Origin of the sequence: Nocardia takedensis NBRC 100417, assembly GCF_000308695.1 — a bacterium.
Lineage (GTDB): Bacteria > Actinomycetota > Actinomycetes > Mycobacteriales > Mycobacteriaceae > Nocardia > Nocardia takedensis.
This window is the reverse complement of the sequence record NZ_BAGG01000258.1, coordinates 36182-53905: the sequence shown is the minus strand read 5'-3', so window position 1 is coordinate 53905 and position 17724 is coordinate 36182. Positions and strand designations below refer to the sequence as shown.

The window sequence follows — 17724 nt, the reverse complement described above, 5'->3', positions numbered from 1 at the left end:
GACTACCGGCTCTGGGTGCAGGACTGGCTGCTGCCGGTGACCTCGGTGCGGATCGCCGGCCAGCACCGGGAGGGCACCTACACCTGGTGCACCCGCTGGTGGGAACACCACAGCGTCGCGGTCCGCTTCGCGCTCCTGCACGCCGCGTTCGAGGCCGCGGTCATCTCCGCGAACAAGACCGCGATGTCGTCGCTGTTCACCCGCGGTATCGACCCCACCATGCGCCTGGTCCTCGACGCCGCCAACGGGCCCCTGCACCGCTGCGTACCGGGCGAGCACGTCGACCTGCCCGGACTCACCGCCAGCCGTGTGCCCCGCAACTGGTTCGGCGCGCCCGGCACGCGCCCGGTGATCGAACGACTCGGATTCGGCCCCGACTACCGACTCCTCGCCCCCGGCGAGGACACCCAGGAGCAGCCGTGATCACACCCACCCGAGCCCAGACCCGCGTACTCGCGGCCGTCCAGAACTCCAGTCGCGCCCTCGCGGACCTGCTCACCGAAGCGCAAGGAATCGATGGCGCACCCTCACCGCAGTGGTTCGGCGCGTACCAGCGCCACGCCCTCGGGCGCGAGAACCTGCTCACCGCCGCCACCGCGGGCGCGGTACCGGCCGAATGGCTCGACCAGGCCCGCGCACGCGGCGACCGCGGGATCGGCTGGCGCAAGGAGCTGTATCTGGTCCGTCCCGGCCCGATCGACTGGGACCGAGTCCTGGGCGGTCTCGGCCAGGACGTGGCTCGAATCCAGGAATGGGCAGCCCTCGACACCGCCTACCGACAGCTGCACGCCCACACCCCGACCGCAGTGTCGGCGAGCCTGCGCACGAACACGGTCGCCCTCTACATGCGCACCGCCGGTGTGGCGAACCTGCTCGGGCTGACCGCCGACCAGGCGACCGAATTGTGGGGCGAGCTCGACGACTGGGCCGCCGCGGGCGCGGCCACCCTGGAGGGGGTGGCGGCCGAGCAGATCCGGCACCGCTGGCACACCGCCGCCGACACCGACACCAGCGGCTGGACCGCACAAGCCACCGCGCTGGCCGCCGCCGGTGTCGATACCGAGACCAGCCCCGCACTGCCTGCTCCCGAGGCACTGCGGACCGCGCCCACCAGCGAACTGTGCGCGGCGCTGGACGCGGCGCTGCCCGACAGCGACCAGCAATCCTTATTGCACGGCGACAACGGATCGGGCCTCGAGGTGCGCTTCAGCGATGTCGCCGCTCCCGATGAGCCGTGGGTCGGCGAGAACGTCGGCACCGCACCGGTTTTCTCGAGCGCGCAGGCGAGTCCGTGGTGAGCGCGAATTCGCTGCCGGTGCGGGTGCGCGACATCCCGTCCGATCAGGCCGAGGGATTGCGGCGCGTGCACGAGCTGGCCGCCGAAGCCACCCGACGCAGGCATCTGCTCGACACCGCGGGGCTCTCGGTCACCGATCGGCTCGCCCAGCAACAACAGCTCGATCGGGTCGACCGCGAGCGGGGCCTGCTCGAAGTCAGGGTCCGGAGCACGGGGGTGCCCGCCGCCTGGGTCGATGTCGCACGGCGACTCGGATTCTCCCAGCAGCCATGGACCCCGCACCAGATCCTGCCCCCGCCCCTACCTGCGACACCACGGCGCGGCAACCGCCACCGGGTCGCCTCCGACACCCGCCTGCTCACCGACATGGCCGCGGTCGCGGCAGTTCGCGAGCATCTGCTGGCCCACCACCAGATCCGTGTCGACCCGAACTCGGTGGACGAGCACCAATTCCGTCGCAACATGCACACGCTCTGGCAGCGCGCCGTCGTCACCGCCACAACGCTGGGCATGAGCACCGCCCAGCGCGAACGCATCACCGCCACCGCCGCCGCCCGCCTCGATGAGCGCCTGACCCTCTACCGCGACCTGTCCCTCGACGACCTCGACACCCTGTGGCACACCTACACCGGAGCCGCCTTCGGCGACACCGCGCGCCGAAAGCTCACCAAAACCCCCGAACGCGACACCACCGACGCGGCGTTGCCCGCCCCCACGGAATGGCTCGAACAGGCCCGCACCCGACTGGCCGCCACACCGCGCACCGCCCCCGCCGACGACATCGTCGCCGCGGTCGCCGCGGCCGTCACCGACCCCGATCCGGATCAGGGCGTCGAGCCCGAACGCGACCACGACGCCCGCCTCGACCAGTTCGCCGACCATCAGGCCGCCATCGAGTCCGGACCCGACCCGTGACCTGGCCGCTCTCGGCGCGCCCGCAACCAGCACAGGAGCAGACGTGACCCGCCCACGCGGGCGACACGACCCGCCCGGACCCGACAACCATCGCGACCGCCGACGAACCCGTCGGCCGATCCCGCACCGAGACAACAGATCTCGGACACCCCGAGAAGGAGAACCCACCGTGACCGTCACCAACGACCGACTCACCCGCCCGGCCGGACTGCGCCGCCGAGTCTTCGGGCACCATCGCGTGACCTACCTGCCCGACGGCGTGGCGCTGCTGGACGCGCGCCGCTGGCTGCCCGACGCCGACGCCCAGGTGTGGCGTCAGTTCTCGGCTTTGGTCGACCCCGACGGCTACCTCGTGGCCAGCGTCGGCGCCCTGCTCATCGAATACGGCAACCGCGCCATGCTCATCGACGCCGGATTCGGCCCCCTGGCCGTGCCCACCCCGGTCGGGCAGCTGCGCGGCGGGCAACTCATCGACAGCCTCGCCGCGGCCGGGAAATCGGTCAACGACATCGACCTCGTCGCGCTCACCCACCTGCATATGGACCACATCGGCTGGCTGTGGCAGGCCCACACCGACACCACCATCAACATCTTCGCCGGCATCCCGATCCTGATCGGCGCCACCGAATGGGACCACCGCGAGCTCGCCGTCGCCGACGGCACACCCCCGGAAGTCCTGGCCACCTTCGAAACCCAGATCCGACCGGTACCCGACGGCGAGTTCTTCCCCGGCGTGCGCGCCCTGCCCACACCGGGACACAGCCTCGGCCACACCAGCTACCTGCTCGACAGCCTCGGCGAGCGCCTGGTCGTGTTCGGCGACGCCCTCACCACCCCGATCCAGATCACCCACCCACGCCTGACCAGCGCCGCCGACGACGACCCCGCCCAGTCGCGCGACTCCGCCGCCCGGCTGCTGCGCGAACTCGCGCAGCCCCACACCCGCGGGTTCGGGATGCATTTCGCCGACATCCAGTTCGGCCGCGTCGTCGACCACGAACACACCGCCCACTGGCAGCCCGAATAGCCGCGATCACACACCGCTGAAGAAGGACGACACCATGACCCACCACCACAGCGCCACCCTCGACACCGATCGAGGCGAACCCCGCATCGCCGTGCGCGAGATCGACAGCGAAGCCGAACTACACCAGTTTGTGCGCTGGGCCGCCATGAGCGGCGTCGGCGACCCGGACTTCCTCGTCGAGCAGCTACTCGGCTTCCATCAGGACGGACTACTCGGCAGCGGCCACACCAGCGCCCGCGCCACGCTGCGCCGCACCCTCGACACCCACGGCGTTCCTGCCGCTGCGGCCACCCGCACCAGTGCCTCGGTCGCCGTTGTCGACGGCGAGATCGCCGGCGGTGTCATCAGCGGGCCGACCATGTGGCTGCTGACCCGCGTCATCGCCAACAGCCCCGACCACCTACTGCTCGCACTCCTGCGCACCAGCGAGATCCAGGTCCTGGCCGTCGACGAACAACACCGGCGCACCGGCGCCGGAGCGGCCCTGGTCCGCAGTGCCATCCGCTCCTCGCGGGCACTCAAATCCCACGTGCTCTACGGCCAATTCCCCAACACCCCACCACTATCGACCTTCTATCGCAGCTGCGGACTCACCGTCCACACCCCCGGCGCGGCTATCGACTTCGACTCCCTCGCCGGACTCGAGCTGAGGATTTACACCTCCAGCGAAGACCGCTTCTTCACCCACAACCTCCGCTGAGGGCAGCACACGACGACGACGCGGTTGCCGGGCGCGCGAACCCCCGCCCGCAACCGCGCCCATCGGCCGCGCCTGCCGCAGAACACACCGAAGGACTGCCCCTATGTTCACCACCGATCGTTCGACCGCACCCGGGGTCGAAATACGCCACGCCGTCACCCGCAACGAAGTGAGCGATGTAGCCCGCTGGCGCCGCGAGGCCGGAAACCCGATGCCACGACAGGCCACACGCCACCTCCTCGGCATCCACGACGCCCGACTACTGTCCACCGGACTGACGCGAGGATTCGCGTCGACCGTCCTGCGGAGGCTACGCGCACCGGTCAGCATCCCGACCGTCGTCGCCGCACGAACGATGGCCCTGATCGCGTTCGTCGACGGAATACCGGTCGGTGGATTGACCGCGGGACCGTCGATGCCACTGTGCGTGCGCCTGGCCGATGCCGGACACGCCGCCGTGCTCCACGCGGCGCTGAGCACCGTCGAAGTCCACGGAATCGCCGTCGACGCGTTGTGGCAGCACTGCGGAATCGGCTCCACACTGCTGCGCCGAGCCGTCCAGATCTGCGAAGAATCCGACGTCCAGATCATTTACGCACACCTCGACCCCACCCAACCGATGCACAAGCGATTCGCACGACAGCATCGATGGCACATATCCGAACCGGGAACACCACTGGACCTACACCCGCACACCGACCTGCCCGCGCTCATCACCCCGCGAACCCCCGAGGGGTCGGTCTGCCATCTCACGATCGGCGATCGCCGATGACGAGACCGTTCGACACGGCGCGGCCGTCCACACACCGGCAACGATCCACCGAGAACCGAGCGCGGCTCCAGGTCGCGGTCATCGGCGCCGGATTCGGGGGGATCGGCATGGCCGCGGCACTGCGGCGAGCCGGTGTCACCCGGTTCGCGGTCTTCGAGCGATCCGGCGACGTCGGGGGAGTGTGGCGCGACAACACCTATCCCGGATGCACTTGCGATGTCCCGGCCCACCTGTACTCGCTGCCGATCGCGCCCTACCGAGATCGCCGCATCCGCTACCCCGATCAACGCGCGACCCTGAACTACCTGCACCGCATCGTCGCCCAGGAAGGACTCGCCCCGCACCTGCGGTCCGGGACCGGGATCACGGCCGCCACCTATCTCGATGAGCGCGGCTGCTGGGAACTGGTCACCGACTCCGGACAGAGGATCCGGTCCGAAACCGTGGTCTTCGCGCTCGGCCAACTCCACCGCCCCCACGTCCCCGCCCTGCCCGGACACACGCAATTCGGCGGCACCACCTTCCACACCGCGCGCTGGAACCACGACCACCCCCTGTCCGGGCGGACCGTCGCGGTCATCGGCACCGGCTCGAGCGCCGCCCAGATCCTGCCCCACCTCGCCGACACCGCCACCCGGGTCCGCGTCTTCCAACGCACACCGCAGTGGGTACTGCCCAAACCCAGCCCGGCGTTCGGGCCGATCACCACCGGGCTGCTGGCCGTTCCGGGCGCACACACTGCCTACCGTCGGCTGCTGCACCACAGCGCCGATCACCTGCTGGCCCCGATCATGCGCCGCGCCTGGCCAGCCCGCCCCGCCGAGGCGTTCGCGCGCCGTCACCTCCGACACCACATACCCGATCCGGTGATGCGCGCGAAACTGACACCGAACTATCCGATCGGCGGCAAACGGATCGTGTTCGACAACGGCTTCTACCCGAGCCTGGCTAGACCGAACGTCGAGCTGATCACCACACCGATCCACGAACTCGACACCCACGGACTGACCACCACCGACGGGGCACACCACGACGCCGACACGATCATCTACGCCACCGGCTTCCACGCCTCCCGATTCCTGGCCGAGGTCGCCGTGTCCGGACGCGAAGGCCGACTGCTGCACGAGCAGTGGGCCGAGGGGGCATCGGCCTTCTACGGCATGGCCTTGCCGGGGTTCCCGAACATGTTCCTGCTCGCCGGACCCAACACCTTCACCGCCGCGGGCAGCAACCCGGCGATGAAACAACTCCAGATCGACTACATCCTGGCCTGCCTGCGAATGCGGGACGAAACCGGTGCCACGGCAATAGAAGTCGACGCCGGTGTGATGTCGGCCTACCAGGAATGGCTGGACCGGGCCATCGAGAAGACGGTGTGGCCGCACAGCCCGCACAGCTGGTACAAACACACCAGCGGCGCGGTCACCAACCCCTGGCCCGCGACGGTGGGCCGCTATCGCACGATGTTGCGACGCAACCCGCCCATGCACTGCTTCACCTCGACTGCCCACCACGCCGCGGCGAGGGCATTCGCCGGGTGAACTCGCACTCCGCGCGAACCGAGTCGACGGGCTCGACACCGTCCGAGTGCCGCCGGGAAGGGGATCCGGCGGCACTCGGACGACGATCAGCGTGCGTGCCGACCTCCCGCGAACGATACGCCCACAGCACCCCTCACACCAGGCGTTCGAGAGCGGACCACAGCCGATCGGCCACCGGCAGACACTGCGTGTGTGCGATGCCCCTGGCGTAGCCGGTCTTTACGGCTGGCCGCCTACGGGGCACCTTCGACTGCGTGTTCGGTCTCGGCGGCTCCAGACCGTGACGGGGTAGTGGATGGATCGACTTCGCCGGTCAGCAGTGGCCGAACGATTCCGTCGAGTATTTGCTGCTCGCAATTGCCCATGCGGCGCTCGAGATTCATGGCACTCATCGGGTCGGATGCCTTGTCCGCCCACTCGGTGACATCGAGCCAACTGGTTACCGAATCGTCGGTCAGCTCGACGTGATCGCGAACGTCCTTTCGGTCCAACCCGGCGGCGTCGTGAAGGCCAGCAGCGGGGTCAGTGCATCCGTTGCCGGAATTCGCTTCGATGAACCCTCGGGAACGAGCCAGCGCGGACTTGTGATCGGCGTTTTCAGGCCGAGCCTGATTCTGCCGATGTGCGGTGCCAAGGCGTGCCCACGTCGGTGCCGGTCGATGCGCGCGAGTTCCTCGATCCACCACAGGGCGTTGGAAAGGTGGTCGGGCTCGGCCTGGAAGGGTTGGACTCGTCTGAGCAGTTGAAAAGTTCGGTCCGAGAGGGCTTTCAGGTCGGAACGGTGCTGACTCTTGTCGTAGCCCGCAGCGTCGAGCTTGATGGGGAAGTAGATACGTCGCGCGTTCGGTGGCGGGTCCTGGTGGCTGTCGCGTACGGCGAGGTAATAGGCGGTGGCGTCGAGTGCCGCGCGCAATTCGTAGAGCCACTCCCCGAACAGGGTACTCAGCCGAATCGGCATCGGAATGACGGTGCGGACGCCGAATATCCACTCGCAGTCGGTCTGCCCAGGAACCGCAGTCAACGACCGTGGGTGTTCGCCGAGGTAGTCGGCCCACCGGCAACCGATTTCTTCGCGGATCTCAGCTGCCCGATGTACCCGGTCGTCACACAATTCGATGGTCCGCGCCGTGAGGGTGTCGGTCGTCATGCCCTTATTGTTGCCCGCGGCGCTCGCCTTGCCGTGCGAGAGGTTGCTACTGCGTAGTTCGTACAGCAGGGACGGCTTGACTTCGGTTGGCCGATGCCGCGACGGTGGGTCTAGCGGCGCACGCTCTGGATGACGGCGATGCTGTTCAGTGGCACGGTGACCGGTTCACGGCACGGACTGATCTCCAGGAGCACGGCGCTGTGGTCCGCGGTGATCCCGTGCAGGGCCGCGGAGAGATCGATCAGTCCCGCGCTCTGTTCGGTGAGGGGATGCTCGATCGCGGGGAGCAGGCCGAGCCGCGGATGGACTGTCGGGGGTTGCGCGGCGGCGATTTCGAGTCGGACCTGCACGTCGGTGGGGGTGTGGACGTTGCTGTGGGAGAAGGCCAACGCGAACAGTTCGAGATCATCGACCCCGGGGATGAATATCGAGCCGAGGTCGTTGAACGCCGCTCGTGCCTCCCAGGTGGTCCAGCTACCGTCCTGGCCGTGCAGGCGCGAGGGACGCGCGCGGCTGTTCAGGGCGAACGGGCGTGAGTGGTACCGGAACTGGGTGTCGTTGTGCGCGGTGACCAGGCGGCGGCGTTCGGTCTCGACACGCGAGGACGGTCGAGGTGAGTCAGCGAGGTCGAGCGGATGGACCACGACCCCGACTTCGCGCAGCAGCTGGCGAGCCGCCGTGGTGGGGTCGACCTCGCCGGTCAGGGATATGGAGCGGATGTGGGAGGAAATGGCGTGCGCCTGTTCGGCGGCATGGTCGGGCACCCGCAGCACCGCCACCGTGGTCCCGTCGCGGTCGTCGAAGTCGTAGGACACGCTGGTGCCGTACCGGTTTTCGATCGGCACGGGCGCCAGCAGGTGCGGATATTGGGTCAGGTAGGACAGTCGCGCGCGGGATTCGATGTGCAGTGGCCACCCGGGCACCAACAGGGCGCGTTCGGGCTCGGTGCTTTCGTCGCGGCGATGAACTCCGCGCAGCCCGTGCAGGGCCATTTCCGCCCGGTCCACCCAGGCGGTGACGGTCCGGTCCCGCAACCTGGCAAACATCCGATCCGCCCAGCTCTGCGGTGTATCGGCGGGATGGACCGACACCGTGGGATCGACCGGTAACCGGGGCAGGTCGGTCACCTGTGACAGGTGGTGGGCGACAAGCCGTGTGATGTCGGCGGTGATCGTGGCGGGATCGTCGCGGCCCTGCCGGTGCGCGGCGAGCCAGAGACCAGCGACCGAGGTCCACGCGTCGAAGGACCGATCGGGCCGGCCGTAGACCCTGAAACCGGAATAGGTGGTCCCGGTGATGGCGGCGAGCAATTCGCTTTCCGCGCGGGCCGGGGAGTCGGTGTCCACGATGTCGATCGCTCGATCGAGCAGTCCGTCCTCGGCGTCGGAGCCGAGCCGGGTGGCCAACTGCGCGAGCAACTCCTCGTGTCGGCGCGAGTAGTCCAGGGCCGCGCTGTTGATGGCCGCGATCGTGCGCGAATAGCCCCGAACACCCCGGATCTGGTCGAGCGATTCCGCTATCGACGCCGTCGAGATCGGGCATCCGGCACGCCATCGTGCGTAATCGAGCCACACGAAGGTGGCCTCGGGATCGGCCAGCGCGTGGGTGAACGCGTCGAGGTGTCGGCGCATCGCGCTCAGTTCAGCGACGGCTCGGAGCGTGGCCGCGTGGTTCGGGTCGACAGATCTGGCGGCGTTGCCGCAGTTGCGGCACACCTGGTCCCACCGGATCCCCAGCAACGGGATCTGCTGGAGGGTGCCCTCGCGCCCGTACTGACAGCCGTTGCGGGCATGCCACTTACCCGACCTCGCCGCGACCAACTCGACGGTGGCATCATCCACCGCGGCGGGGATCGGAATCTTGTGACGGTCGAAGTCCTCACGATCGAGAACCTCGGAAGGGAGCGTGACCGGCCTCATCGGCCGCCATCGGGACTCGTTCGCGCGGCCGATCGATATCGCATCGCAGAAGGATTCGCCGGGAACGGGTGCGCCACCCAGCGAAGCTTATCGGGTCACCCAGTACAGCGGATCATCAGGAGTAGTCGCGAACTGATCGGACCCCCGGCCGTCTGGCCGACGACCGCCGAGCGAGCACGCCGACACCAGTGCGCGGCAGTCGGTCCGCGATCACCACTGTCGGGCAGCCTCGGCCGAGCCGCCCAGGGCGAGCCGTTGCGTGGAGTCACGTTTTGCGGGCGAGGCCGGTGAGCAGGAGCTGACCGGCTGGGGTGCGGAATCTGGCATGCGCGTCGGCGTGGGGTGTGCGCAGGCCGGGGGCGAGGATCGCGAGGTCGGCGAAGTAGCTGTGGATCTGTTCGCGGGTGCGGAACCAGCCGCACCCGAGGATGTCCAGGAAGCTGGCTTGGGCGGTTTCGGCCAGGTGTGCGGTGTCGCTGTCGGTGCCGGGCCGGTGGTAGTGGCTGATGGCCAGATACGAGGCGGGGGCAAGCAGGTCGGTGTAGGCGCGGGTGAGCGCGGCGATATCGACGTGTCGGTCATCGATATAGTGCAGGACTCCGGACAGCAGGACGGCGACCGGCCGGTCGAGGTCGAGGTGGCCGTGACGTTGGGCCAGTCGCAGGACCACATCGGGGTCGGTGAGGTCGGCGTGGATCACCGCGACGGCGCGGTCCTTGTAGTGGGCCACCGCGTGGCGCACGACCATGCTGTCGCGGTCGACGTAGACCACCCGATGATCGCGGTGGTGTTCGCCGAGAATGTGGTGCAGGTACGGCGGATACGGCAGGCCGGTACCGAGGTCGAGGAACTGGCGTACTCCGGCGGCGGCGAGATCGGCGACAACTCCGTGCAGCCAGTCCCGGTTCGTCTGCGCCAGCCGCGGGAAGCCGGGCAGGGCGGCGTCCAGGCGCGCGGCGGCATGGCGGTCGATCTCGTAGGCGTCCTTGCCGCCGAGGCAGGACGCGATCACGCGCGCCGCCGCAGGCCGGGTCTCATCGAAACCGTTACCTGCGCAGTACCCGTCTCGAGCCGACGCCGACGGTGTACCGGGCAACGGGACGGCGGGCTCAGTAATCGCGAACCGCCTCGAGTGCGGCCCGCACAACGGTGACGACGTCGGGATCGTCGTCGGTGGGAGCGGTGAAGGCGGGCTCGTCGCTGCGTGGGGTGCGGGCCGGGTGGTCGTGGTCGGTGTCGGATCGAGTGGGACGGCTCATGGGTCAGCTCTCCTGGGCCGGGGTGGTCGTGTCGGGAGACGGGCGGTCGGTGTCGCCGCGCAGGAGGATTTCGATCTGCGTTCGGACCCGCTGGTTGTCTGCGATGGTGTCATCGAGCGGGCAGACGGTGAATCCGACCAGGGTGGCGATCAGTGACGCGGCGGTGGTGGCGGGATCGTTCTCGGGAGCGGGTTCGATTGTCGTGGCGAGCAGTTCGGTCAGTGCGGTGTGGATGCGTTGTCTGCGGTCGACGTGCTGGTCGCGGTTCTCGGGACCTGTCGCGGCGAGTTCGAGTTCGAACCAGAGCCATCCGGGGTGGCTGATCACGGTGGCCGCCCACGCCGACAGCATCATGACCAGGTCACTGCGGTTGGTCGGGCGGGCAGCGTGGATGCGGTGTAGGGCGATCGCGGTCAGGGTTTCAGCGACTTCGTGGCCGAGCAGGTGTTTGTAGGGGTAGTGCTTGCCCAGCGGACCGGTGGTGTACCCGGCGGCAGCGGCGATCTCGGTGACGTGGGTCGCCGCGTAGCCGTGGGTGAGGAACAGTCGCCGCGCGGCCACCAGCAGACGTCGCCGGGTCCGTCGCTTGCTGTGCAGGCGGCCGGGCCTCGGGGCGTTCATCGGGGCCGGACGTTCTGCGCGAGAGGGCCTTTCGGGCTGTCGACGTGGTCGAAGGTGACCCGCTGATCGCGGAGTAACGCGTCGCGATTGTGGATGTCTGCTTGGCGGACGAGCAGATCCGGGCCGAGGTCGGAGGTGATGAACCCGAATCCCTTCTCGTGGTTGAACCATTTCACGGTCCCGAACGTCACGCTCTCACCTTCCTCTTCTTACCGGTTGGGTCGTCGCGGCTACTGGGTGTGGTGGTCGCCGAAGTGGGTGACCGCGTGGTGGGCGGCGGCGATACTGCGGCGTCGGGTGAGTGCGGTGACCGTGTCGAGCACGAAGCTGGCGACCAGCGCGTACATAAGGGCTTGCAGCAGCGTGCGCACGGTGGTGTGTAAGAGTGCGGGGATCCGGTGTAGAAGTCGCATGGCGCAGTACCTTTCGGGTGGGTGAGCAGAAATGCGGTGTGGGGGCGTGGTCAGTGCGGTGGGTCGGCCGGTTGCGGGATGCGGGCGGGCAGGTGGACGCGTCCGGCCGCGACGTCGGCGGCGAGCAGGTCGTAGACCACGGCTCGGCCGAACAGTGAGTGATGCGCCCGCGGACCGGGCTTGCTCGGGATGGTGGGATCGATCGCGGTGATCCAGCAGCGGCACAGTTGCGATATCTCGGTGCCGAGTCCGTCGCGGTGACTGGTCGCCGCGCGGTGCCCCGGCGGTGTGAGGGTGGCGGCGAGGTGGTCGTCGATGCGCTCGACCAATTGGCCGAGTCGGTGGTGGGCGCTGTGCAGAGAGTCGGTGAGCACGGTGATGTCGGCGCTGTCGGTGTGGCCGGGCGGCAGTCGCAGCAGCTGGCCGAATGCGGCGCGGTATTCGTGGTGGGCATCGAGCATCTGCACCGCGATATCGACCAGGGTGGGGAACGGGTAGTGGGCAGCGACGAATTCCGGTGCGTGCCAGGCGCGGAACAGCACGTGCGCGGACGGGATCTGTCCGAACCAGGACGAGTCGTTGCCGACGGCGCGTGGTGTCGGTGGGTCGGGGTGGTGCCCGGGTGCGGGGGGTGTGGGGTTCATCGCAGCTCCTGGATTGCTCGCCAGCCCAGCGGTAGTTGGACGCGGCGGGTGCGGATAGCGGTGACCAGATCGGCGTAGCCTCGGTGGGTTTGGGCCATCCGCAGCGCGGCGTCGTGGTGGTGCTCGGTGTTGGTGGTGTGGCGCAGGATCCATTGGGATCGGGCGAAGACCTCGGCGTAGTGGCTGATCACCTCGCCCAGAGGGTGGGTGTGGTGGTCGGCGTTGACCGGTCGTGGCAGGTGGAATATCGCCCACTCGTCGATCGCCGCCATGACCGCGTTCATCTGGTCGCGGGTGGCGATGTCGTCGTAATCGGCGGGACGCCGTTGCGGGGACACCGCCGCGCTGAGCAGGCTGGCGTGGATGTCGGCGAGCTCGCGCGCCCACCTGGTCAGTGGCGACGGGCCCTCGACATGGCGTCCGGCCACCGCGAGGTGGAGTTCACGAGCTTCGAGCAGGTTCTCGATCGGTGTGCCGCGATCACGCTGGCGGGCATGGTGTCGGGTCATCGACGGCTGGCCGCTGCCTGGCGTCGTGGTGCTCATCGCATCCTCGCCCCCGTCTGGCCGGTCGTGCTCACGCGGGCGGTGAGGGTGCAGCGGGTGATGGTGTGCGTGCCGCTGGGCAAGCGGCGCACCTGCTCGCACACGCCGACCAGATCGCGGGAGGGCTCATCGCTGCGTGGATACGGTTCGTCGAGTTCGACGGCCAGCGCGCCGGTCGCGGTGTCGACCAACGTGCGGATCACCGTGTCGGGGAGCGGGGTGGGTTCGAGCCACAGCGACCGTGGCGGGTGGTGGCGGTCGCCGATGAGGGCGACATAGACCGCGTCGACGCGTTCGATCGCCTCGGGCCACCCGTTGCGGGTCAGCGCTTCGACGGCGTCGAGTTGCGCTGCGGCCGGGATGGCCCCGACCCGGGACTCGACCACGACCTGTTCGCGGCCCGCGTCGTGGTCGGAGACCGCGTCGTGCTGGGGGAGCGGCCCTGGGACCGGAGCCGATCGATGCGGGGTTGCGTCGAGATAGTGCAGGGTGAGCGTGGGCAGGGCGGTGAGGTGCGACAGTGCCGCCCGTCCGGACGGGTCGAGGTCGGACAGGTGCAGTCGGGAGGGCACCAGCAACCGCAGGTCGGTGGCTTCCGGAATTCGGGACAGGATCGACCAGAGCAGATCGGCTCGCCGGTGGGGCGGTGCGAGGAGCCGGGTGAGGTCGATCCGTCGCCCTCGTGCCAGTGATTCGAGGCGGTTCAACACCGGCACGCTGTGGTCGATCTCGGTGAGCAGGTCACCGATCACGTTTTCGGCTGCGAGCGGTTCGAAGTACACCCGGCCGTCCCCGAACCCGTTGCGCGCGGCGAACTCGTGCACGGATCGATCGAAAGCGTCGGCGTCGTGTCTGGACAGCAGGTCCGAACGGGCGTAGCCAATCCACATTTCCTGTGACCCCTTTTCGCTTGTCCTCGAAGAGGCGAAGGGCGGTAGTGACCGATGACCCCCCAGCGGGCGACCCGAAGGTGTTCGGGCAGGCACGACGGGTGCCTGCGGGCTGCCGTGCGGTGGGGCTGTGCGGCTCCGGCAACAAGCGATCAGGGAAGGCGGTTGCGGGAACCTCGGGTTCGGCAGCGCGGAGGTGGCTGCCGCCGACGTGGCGTGTGTGACTTACCGTGTCGATGCGGTTCGGTGCCGACGTGGTGGGGCGCGGAGTGCGTCATCTGCTGTCATAGACAGAGTTAATCGCTGCCGGATGCTGGGCACCATGACATTGCACCGGGCACAATCGGGCACGTCCGCCGACGGTGACATGACAGATTCGGACACCCGGCCGTGATGAATCGGGTCGGATCCGTTGACGATTTGTTGCTGCGGTCGTCGTCCGGTCCCGCGGATCGGAGGGACTTTCAGCCGCTGCGCGCGGGAATCAGATGTAGAGATCCCAGGCGATGTCGTGCCGGGCTGTTCTGAGTGTGGCCAGGCGGTGGGCGTGCTGGGCGGCGACGGTGGGGCGGTGCTGGAGATCGGGCAGGACGCTGGTGACCATGATCAGTTCGCGGATACGGGACAGGATCGGCCACGCGGGATCGTCGCGGACCTCGCTGCCGTAGGCGTGGACGAAGTCGCGGTAGAAGTCGTGGCGACCGAACCGTGTCGCTCCGACGGCTTGGGGGACGAGATCGTAGGCGAGGGGACCGATCCCGGTCTCGTCGAGGTCGCAGAGCACCGTGTCGTCGTGTCGGTGCAGCAGGTTTCCGGTGTGGGGGTCGCCGTGGATGATGCCGGTCGGCAACTGGTCCTGGACGTGACGGAACGCCTGTTCGGCGCTGTCCCATTGCTCGCCCAGCCAGCGGGCGTCAGCGGGGGCCAGGACAGTGGTGTCGGCGTGGGCGAGGCGGTCGCGTGCGGTGGTGAACGGGTCCCAGGTCGGCAGGACGGCGTGGTCGGCCGAGTCGAGGTCGAGGGCGTGGAGTCGGTGCAGCGGCGATGCCAGATCGTCTGCGGTCCAGTCGGTTCGCCGGCCGAGTTCGTGCCAGAACGTCACCGTGTAGTCGCCGTCGACGGTCAGTGGTTGATCGGCGTCGAGCAAGGTCGCGATCGGGGCGTCGCGGGCGTGCAGCCAGCGGGCCATGGTGACCACGCGCTGTCCCCGCGACATCGCGACCGGGCCGGAGGCGACGCGCAGGACGACGCGTTCGCGGGGGAGCCGGTAGACGGCGTTGACGGTGTATTTGATCAGCTCGGCGCCGTGGGAGTTCAATCCGATTCGGGCGCAGGCCAGCTCGACGATGCGATGCAACTCGGCGGCGCGCTCGGCCGCGATATCGGTCGCCACACCCTCCAGCCTAGGCGCTCGTGGCACGGCCCATGGTCATGTGTGATGCGCGCGAGATCGCCACCTGGCTCGCTCTGACCGCGTGGGATAGGTCCCGGACGTCGCTGCGTGGTGTCGCGGTGGTGGCGGCGCGGAGCATGGTCTCCAGGCGTTCGGCGACTCGGGCGCTGGTGATCTGTTCGGACATCTCGACCGCGGTCGTGGCGAAGGACAGGCCGGAGTCGATCTCGCCGAGCCGGAAGCACGCGGTGGCGGCGGTGATGTTGTCGAACACGATGCTGCGGGCGGGCCGTCCCGGCGCGGCGGCGCGCAGGGACGCACGGGCGCTGTCGAGGGCGGCGAGACTGTAGCGGTCGGCGACCGGGTGGGGCGCGGTGGTGGCGTATTCGTTGTAGATCACGGCCTGGATGCCGGTGTATTCGCCCGGTGTGAAGAACACGCGAGTCCAGGGCGCGACGATATCGCCGACACGGCCCATTTCGTCTTCGGCGCATGTCAAGGCGAAGTGCATGCGGTTGCGGTCGCCGAGCATGGCGTGTGCCCATGCCTCGTTGGCGTATAGGCGAGCCGATTCGCCGCTGTCGGCGGCGTCGCGCGCGGGCAGTTGCCCGAGCTGGAACATGCGCAGCGCGGTGCGCGGGTCGCGTTCGATAACCTCGATGCGGCCCAGCACGTACAGGATGGACGCGGCCAGACTGTCCGCGCCGGCCCGCCGCGCGAAACTCAATGCCAGGGTGGCGAACTGGCGCGCGCGATACTGATCTCCCGCGTCGTGGAACGCCCAGCCGATCAATCGGGCCAGGTCGGCAGCAGCGACCAGAACCGCCTGATCGGCGGTCTCGTCGTGGCGTAGTGTCGCCAGATTCGGTATCGAACCCAGCAACGCGGTGGCCGAATCGGTGACCGCGGAGCCACCACGCTGTTGATCCAGAGACCGCAAATGCGCTGTGGCCGCCCGCACGCCACCGGCGTCGGCGGCCCGCCTGTCGCCGCGAATGCGATCCGGTGCCCCTGCCTGATCGAGTCGCGGGAGCCACGGGAGCAGCGCGGAGGAGGAGCCGACGACCGTAGCGGCGACGGCCTCCAGCAACGTCGCTTCAGGCGCGCGCCGCAGCGGCTCGGATACATCGGGCACACCCGGCCCGACGGACCGTGACACCGACGCCCGCACGGGCACGCCATCGGGAGCCGGTCGCGGGCGTGTCGATCTCGGGTCGTGGTGGGGGACAGGCGCGCCGATCGCGGCCAGCAGACGTCGATACACTGCGCTCGGGGTCCGGACGTCGCCGTCTTCCCACCGTGCGACATGACGCTCGGAACACGCGACGTTGACCCGCTCCTCGCGGGCGCGGGCGTTGATGCGCTCGGCGAAATCCTTGCGGCTTATCTGGAGGTGATCGAGCCGAAACGATCGCAGGCGGACACCCCAGGATCGCTGGCTCGGCTCAGCGCCGACGGTGAACTCGGCGGTGGGTTCGCGCAACGTCGTCGGCTCCACCGGTTACCCCTTTACCTCTGGACACCACCTGCTGGCCCTGACGCCGTACGCGCCGATCCGGCGTCCACATTCGCTCCGCGCGTCGATGTCCTGCCGGACATCGACGACCGAAGCGTCCTATCTCGGACAGATTATCTTTACTGATAATCTAACCTGATAATCACCTCTATGGGTGGGAAGAGTCCGATCGGGCGATGAGATGACGGTGGGAGTGCATGGCGACGAGGACCGCGCGGAAAGTGCTGCTCGGACGCGAAATCGATGACCTGCTGCGACGGGGGCGTGTCACGCAGGCCGACGCGGGGCGCATCGTCGGTGTCGGCCAGTCGCGGATCGCCGCCGCGATCGCGGGAACCGGAAATCTCACCGCCGACGCGCTGAAGAAGCTGGTCGGCGAACTGGGTATCGGCGATGAACGCTATCTCCAGATGCTGCTGGAGCTGCGCGAGGACAATCATCGTCGCGGGTACTGGACTTCGGGGTACCGGCGTGCCTACATCGAGGAACTACGACTGCTGGTCGATCTGGAAGCCGTGGCCGATCGCCTGCGCGAAACGGCCGCCGAGATCATCCCCGGCCTGCTCCAGCATCCCGACTACATCCGCGCGCTGCACCAACCATTCGCACCCGACGACCACGACCCCGACGCCATCACCGTCGAGGACTATGTCCAATCCCGCACCGCGCGTCAGCAGATCCTGTTCGCCCGCCCGGCACCGGAGTTCCACGCGATCCTGTCCGAGTCCTGCCTGCGCCGCACCTACGGCAACGATCAGGTGATGGCCGACCAGATCGGCCACCTCATCGAACTATCCGGGCGACCCAACATCCAGCTCCAGGTCATGCCCTTCACCCACCAAGCCCCCGGCGCGGGCATGGAGGACCGCTACATCCTGGTCCGCGTCCCCTCCCCGGGCGCCGCTGGCGATCTCGAGATGGCGGTGGTCGAAGCGCAGGGCGAGATCCGCTACATCGATGACAAACCCGCGGTCGCCATCCGCGACACGATCTTCACCCGTCTCACCATGACCGCGCTCAGCCCCGCCGATTCGCGGCAATTCATGCACCACCTGCTGCGCGGACTGCGCAACCGGCCCACCGTCACGCGATAGCCACTGCGCGCGAGCACAACCGAACAGGAAA

General features: G+C 68.6%; 21 protein-coding genes. 9 read left to right on the top strand and 12 right to left on the bottom strand.

The features are described from left to right. The 7 genes from ON30_RS36745 to ON30_RS32020 form a co-directional block, all read left to right on the top strand. A partial coding sequence (locus ON30_RS36745) for a DUF4913 domain-containing protein (RefSeq protein ID WP_157184019.1) occupies nt 1-423 on the top strand: 423 nt, incomplete at its 5' end. Continuing rightward, nucleotides 420-1298, top strand: coding sequence for a hypothetical protein (locus ON30_RS32045; RefSeq protein ID WP_040713688.1), 879 nt, complete (start codon nt 420-422; stop codon nt 1296-1298). The genes ON30_RS36745 and ON30_RS32045, both read left to right, overlap by 4 nt. Further along, a complete protein-coding gene (locus tag ON30_RS32040; RefSeq protein WP_156371434.1) occupies nt 1295-2212 on the top strand; it encodes a hypothetical protein in 918 nt (305 codons plus the stop codon). Before ON30_RS32045 ends, ON30_RS32040 begins: the two co-directional genes overlap by 4 nt. A gap of 169 nt (nt 2213-2381) precedes the next feature. Beyond that, a complete protein-coding gene (locus ON30_RS32035; protein ID WP_051030282.1) occupies nt 2382-3239 on the top strand; it encodes an MBL fold metallo-hydrolase in 858 nt (285 codons plus the stop codon). 34 nt (nt 3240-3273) lie between these two features. Further along, on the top strand, nt 3274-3939 hold the full coding sequence (locus ON30_RS32030) for a GNAT family N-acetyltransferase (protein ID WP_040713685.1): 666 nt from the start codon (nt 3274-3276) through the stop codon (nt 3937-3939). A gap of 103 nt (nt 3940-4042) precedes the next feature. Further along, entirely contained in the window at nt 4043-4711 is a 669-nt protein-coding gene (locus tag ON30_RS32025) for a GNAT family N-acetyltransferase (RefSeq protein WP_040713683.1), read from the top strand. Then, nucleotides 4708-6252: a flavin-containing monooxygenase gene (locus ON30_RS32020; protein WP_082393609.1), complete on the top strand. Its 1545-nt coding sequence runs from the start codon at nt 4708-4710 to the stop codon at nt 6250-6252. Before ON30_RS32025 ends, ON30_RS32020 begins: the two co-directional genes overlap by 4 nt. 454 nt (nt 6253-6706) lie before the next feature. On the opposite strand, the gene ON30_RS32015 is transcribed toward ON30_RS32020, so the two are convergent. From ON30_RS32015 to ON30_RS31970, 12 genes are all read right to left on the bottom strand, one after another. Further along, nucleotides 6707-7399 (bottom strand): hypothetical protein, encoded by a 693-nt coding sequence (locus ON30_RS32015; protein WP_040713680.1) that lies wholly within the window; start codon nt 7397-7399, stop codon nt 6707-6709. A gap of 110 nt (nt 7400-7509) precedes the next feature. Next, a complete protein-coding gene (locus tag ON30_RS32010) occupies nt 7510-9240 on the bottom strand; it encodes a hypothetical protein (protein WP_156371432.1) in 1731 nt (576 codons plus the stop codon). A gap of 343 nt (nt 9241-9583) precedes the next feature. Beyond that, complete coding sequence (locus ON30_RS32005; RefSeq protein ID WP_275426237.1) at nt 9584-10414, bottom strand: SAM-dependent methyltransferase; 831 nt, start codon at nt 10412-10414, stop codon at nt 9584-9586. 13 nt (nt 10415-10427) lie between these two features. Next, nucleotides 10428-10577, bottom strand: coding sequence for a hypothetical protein (locus ON30_RS39860; protein WP_156371431.1), 150 nt, complete (start codon nt 10575-10577; stop codon nt 10428-10430). A gap of 3 nt (nt 10578-10580) precedes the next feature. Beyond that, a complete protein-coding gene (locus ON30_RS32000) occupies nt 10581-11198 on the bottom strand; it encodes a TetR/AcrR family transcriptional regulator (protein WP_040713676.1) in 618 nt (205 codons plus the stop codon). Further along, nucleotides 11195-11389, bottom strand: a complete 195-nt coding sequence (locus ON30_RS31995) for a cold shock domain-containing protein (RefSeq protein WP_040713673.1) — start codon at nt 11387-11389, stop codon at nt 11195-11197. The genes ON30_RS32000 and ON30_RS31995 overlap by 4 nt, the downstream gene beginning before the upstream one ends. Nucleotides 11390-11428: 39 nt before the next feature. Continuing rightward, on the bottom strand, nt 11429-11611 hold the full coding sequence (locus ON30_RS39855) for a hypothetical protein (protein WP_156371430.1): 183 nt from the start codon (nt 11609-11611) through the stop codon (nt 11429-11431). 50 nt (nt 11612-11661) lie between these two features. Continuing rightward, complete coding sequence (locus ON30_RS31990) at nt 11662-12255, bottom strand: hypothetical protein (RefSeq protein WP_063125125.1); 594 nt, start codon at nt 12253-12255, stop codon at nt 11662-11664. Next, entirely contained in the window at nt 12252-12800 is a 549-nt protein-coding gene (locus tag ON30_RS31985; protein ID WP_156371429.1) for a hypothetical protein, read from the bottom strand. The genes ON30_RS31990 and ON30_RS31985 overlap by 4 nt, the downstream gene beginning before the upstream one ends. Continuing rightward, nucleotides 12797-13690: a hypothetical protein gene (locus tag ON30_RS31980; protein WP_040713669.1), complete on the bottom strand. Its 894-nt coding sequence runs from the start codon at nt 13688-13690 to the stop codon at nt 12797-12799. Before ON30_RS31980 ends, ON30_RS31985 begins: the two co-directional genes overlap by 4 nt. Nucleotides 13691-14174: 484 nt before the next feature. After that, nucleotides 14175-15083 (bottom strand): phosphotransferase, encoded by a 909-nt coding sequence (locus ON30_RS31975; protein ID WP_051030280.1) that lies wholly within the window; start codon nt 15081-15083, stop codon nt 14175-14177. 10 nt (nt 15084-15093) lie between these two features. Further along, a complete protein-coding gene (locus ON30_RS31970; RefSeq protein ID WP_505805337.1) occupies nt 15094-16443 on the bottom strand; it encodes an NsdA family TPR-like regulatory protein in 1350 nt (449 codons plus the stop codon). On the opposite strand from ON30_RS31970, the gene ON30_RS39850 reads away from it, so the two are divergent. Both ON30_RS39850 and ON30_RS31965 read left to right on the top strand, forming a co-directional pair. Beyond that, on the top strand, nt 16390-16725 hold the full coding sequence (locus ON30_RS39850; protein WP_157184017.1) for a hypothetical protein: 336 nt from the start codon (nt 16390-16392) through the stop codon (nt 16723-16725). The two genes, ON30_RS31970 and ON30_RS39850, sit on opposite strands and share 54 nt — an antisense overlap. A 71-nt stretch (nt 16726-16796) precedes the next feature. Beyond that, nucleotides 16797-17693 carry a helix-turn-helix domain-containing protein gene (locus ON30_RS31965; RefSeq protein ID WP_040713665.1) on the top strand — a complete coding sequence of 299 codons (897 nt, stop codon included), beginning with the start codon at nt 16797-16799 and terminating at the stop codon, nt 17691-17693. Nucleotides 17694-17724: the final 31 nt, after the last annotated feature.

Bases quoted from the DNA above. Each gene is read 5' to 3' on its own strand.
- ON30_RS32030 (WP_040713685.1), top strand. From the start codon at position 3,274: ATGACCCACCACCACAGCGCCACCCTCGACACCGATCGAGGCGAACCC.
- ON30_RS32025 (WP_040713683.1), top strand. From the start codon at position 4,043: ATGTTCACCACCGATCGTTCGACCGCACCCGGGGTCGAAATACGCCAC.
- ON30_RS32020 (WP_082393609.1), top strand. From the start codon at position 4,708: ATGACGAGACCGTTCGACACGGCGCGGCCGTCCACACACCGGCAACGA.
- ON30_RS32015 (WP_040713680.1), bottom strand. From the start codon at position 7,399: ATGACGACCGACACCCTCACGGCGCGGACCATCGAATTGTGTGACGAC.
- ON30_RS39860 (WP_156371431.1), bottom strand. From the start codon at position 10,577: ATGAGCCGTCCCACTCGATCCGACACCGACCACGACCACCCGGCCCGC.
- ON30_RS32000 (WP_040713676.1), bottom strand. From the start codon at position 11,198: ATGAACGCCCCGAGGCCCGGCCGCCTGCACAGCAAGCGACGGACCCGG.
- ON30_RS39855 (WP_156371430.1), bottom strand. From the start codon at position 11,611: ATGCGACTTCTACACCGGATCCCCGCACTCTTACACACCACCGTGCGC.
- ON30_RS31990 (WP_063125125.1), bottom strand. From the start codon at position 12,255: ATGAACCCCACACCCCCCGCACCCGGGCACCACCCCGACCCACCGACA.
- ON30_RS31985 (WP_156371429.1), bottom strand. From the start codon at position 12,800: ATGAGCACCACGACGCCAGGCAGCGGCCAGCCGTCGATGACCCGACAC.
- ON30_RS31980 (WP_040713669.1), bottom strand. From the start codon at position 13,690: ATGTGGATTGGCTACGCCCGTTCGGACCTGCTGTCCAGACACGACGCC.
- ON30_RS39850 (WP_157184017.1), top strand. From the start codon at position 16,390: ATGACGCTCGGAACACGCGACGTTGACCCGCTCCTCGCGGGCGCGGGC.
- ON30_RS31965 (WP_040713665.1), top strand. From the start codon at position 16,797: ATGGCGACGAGGACCGCGCGGAAAGTGCTGCTCGGACGCGAAATCGAT.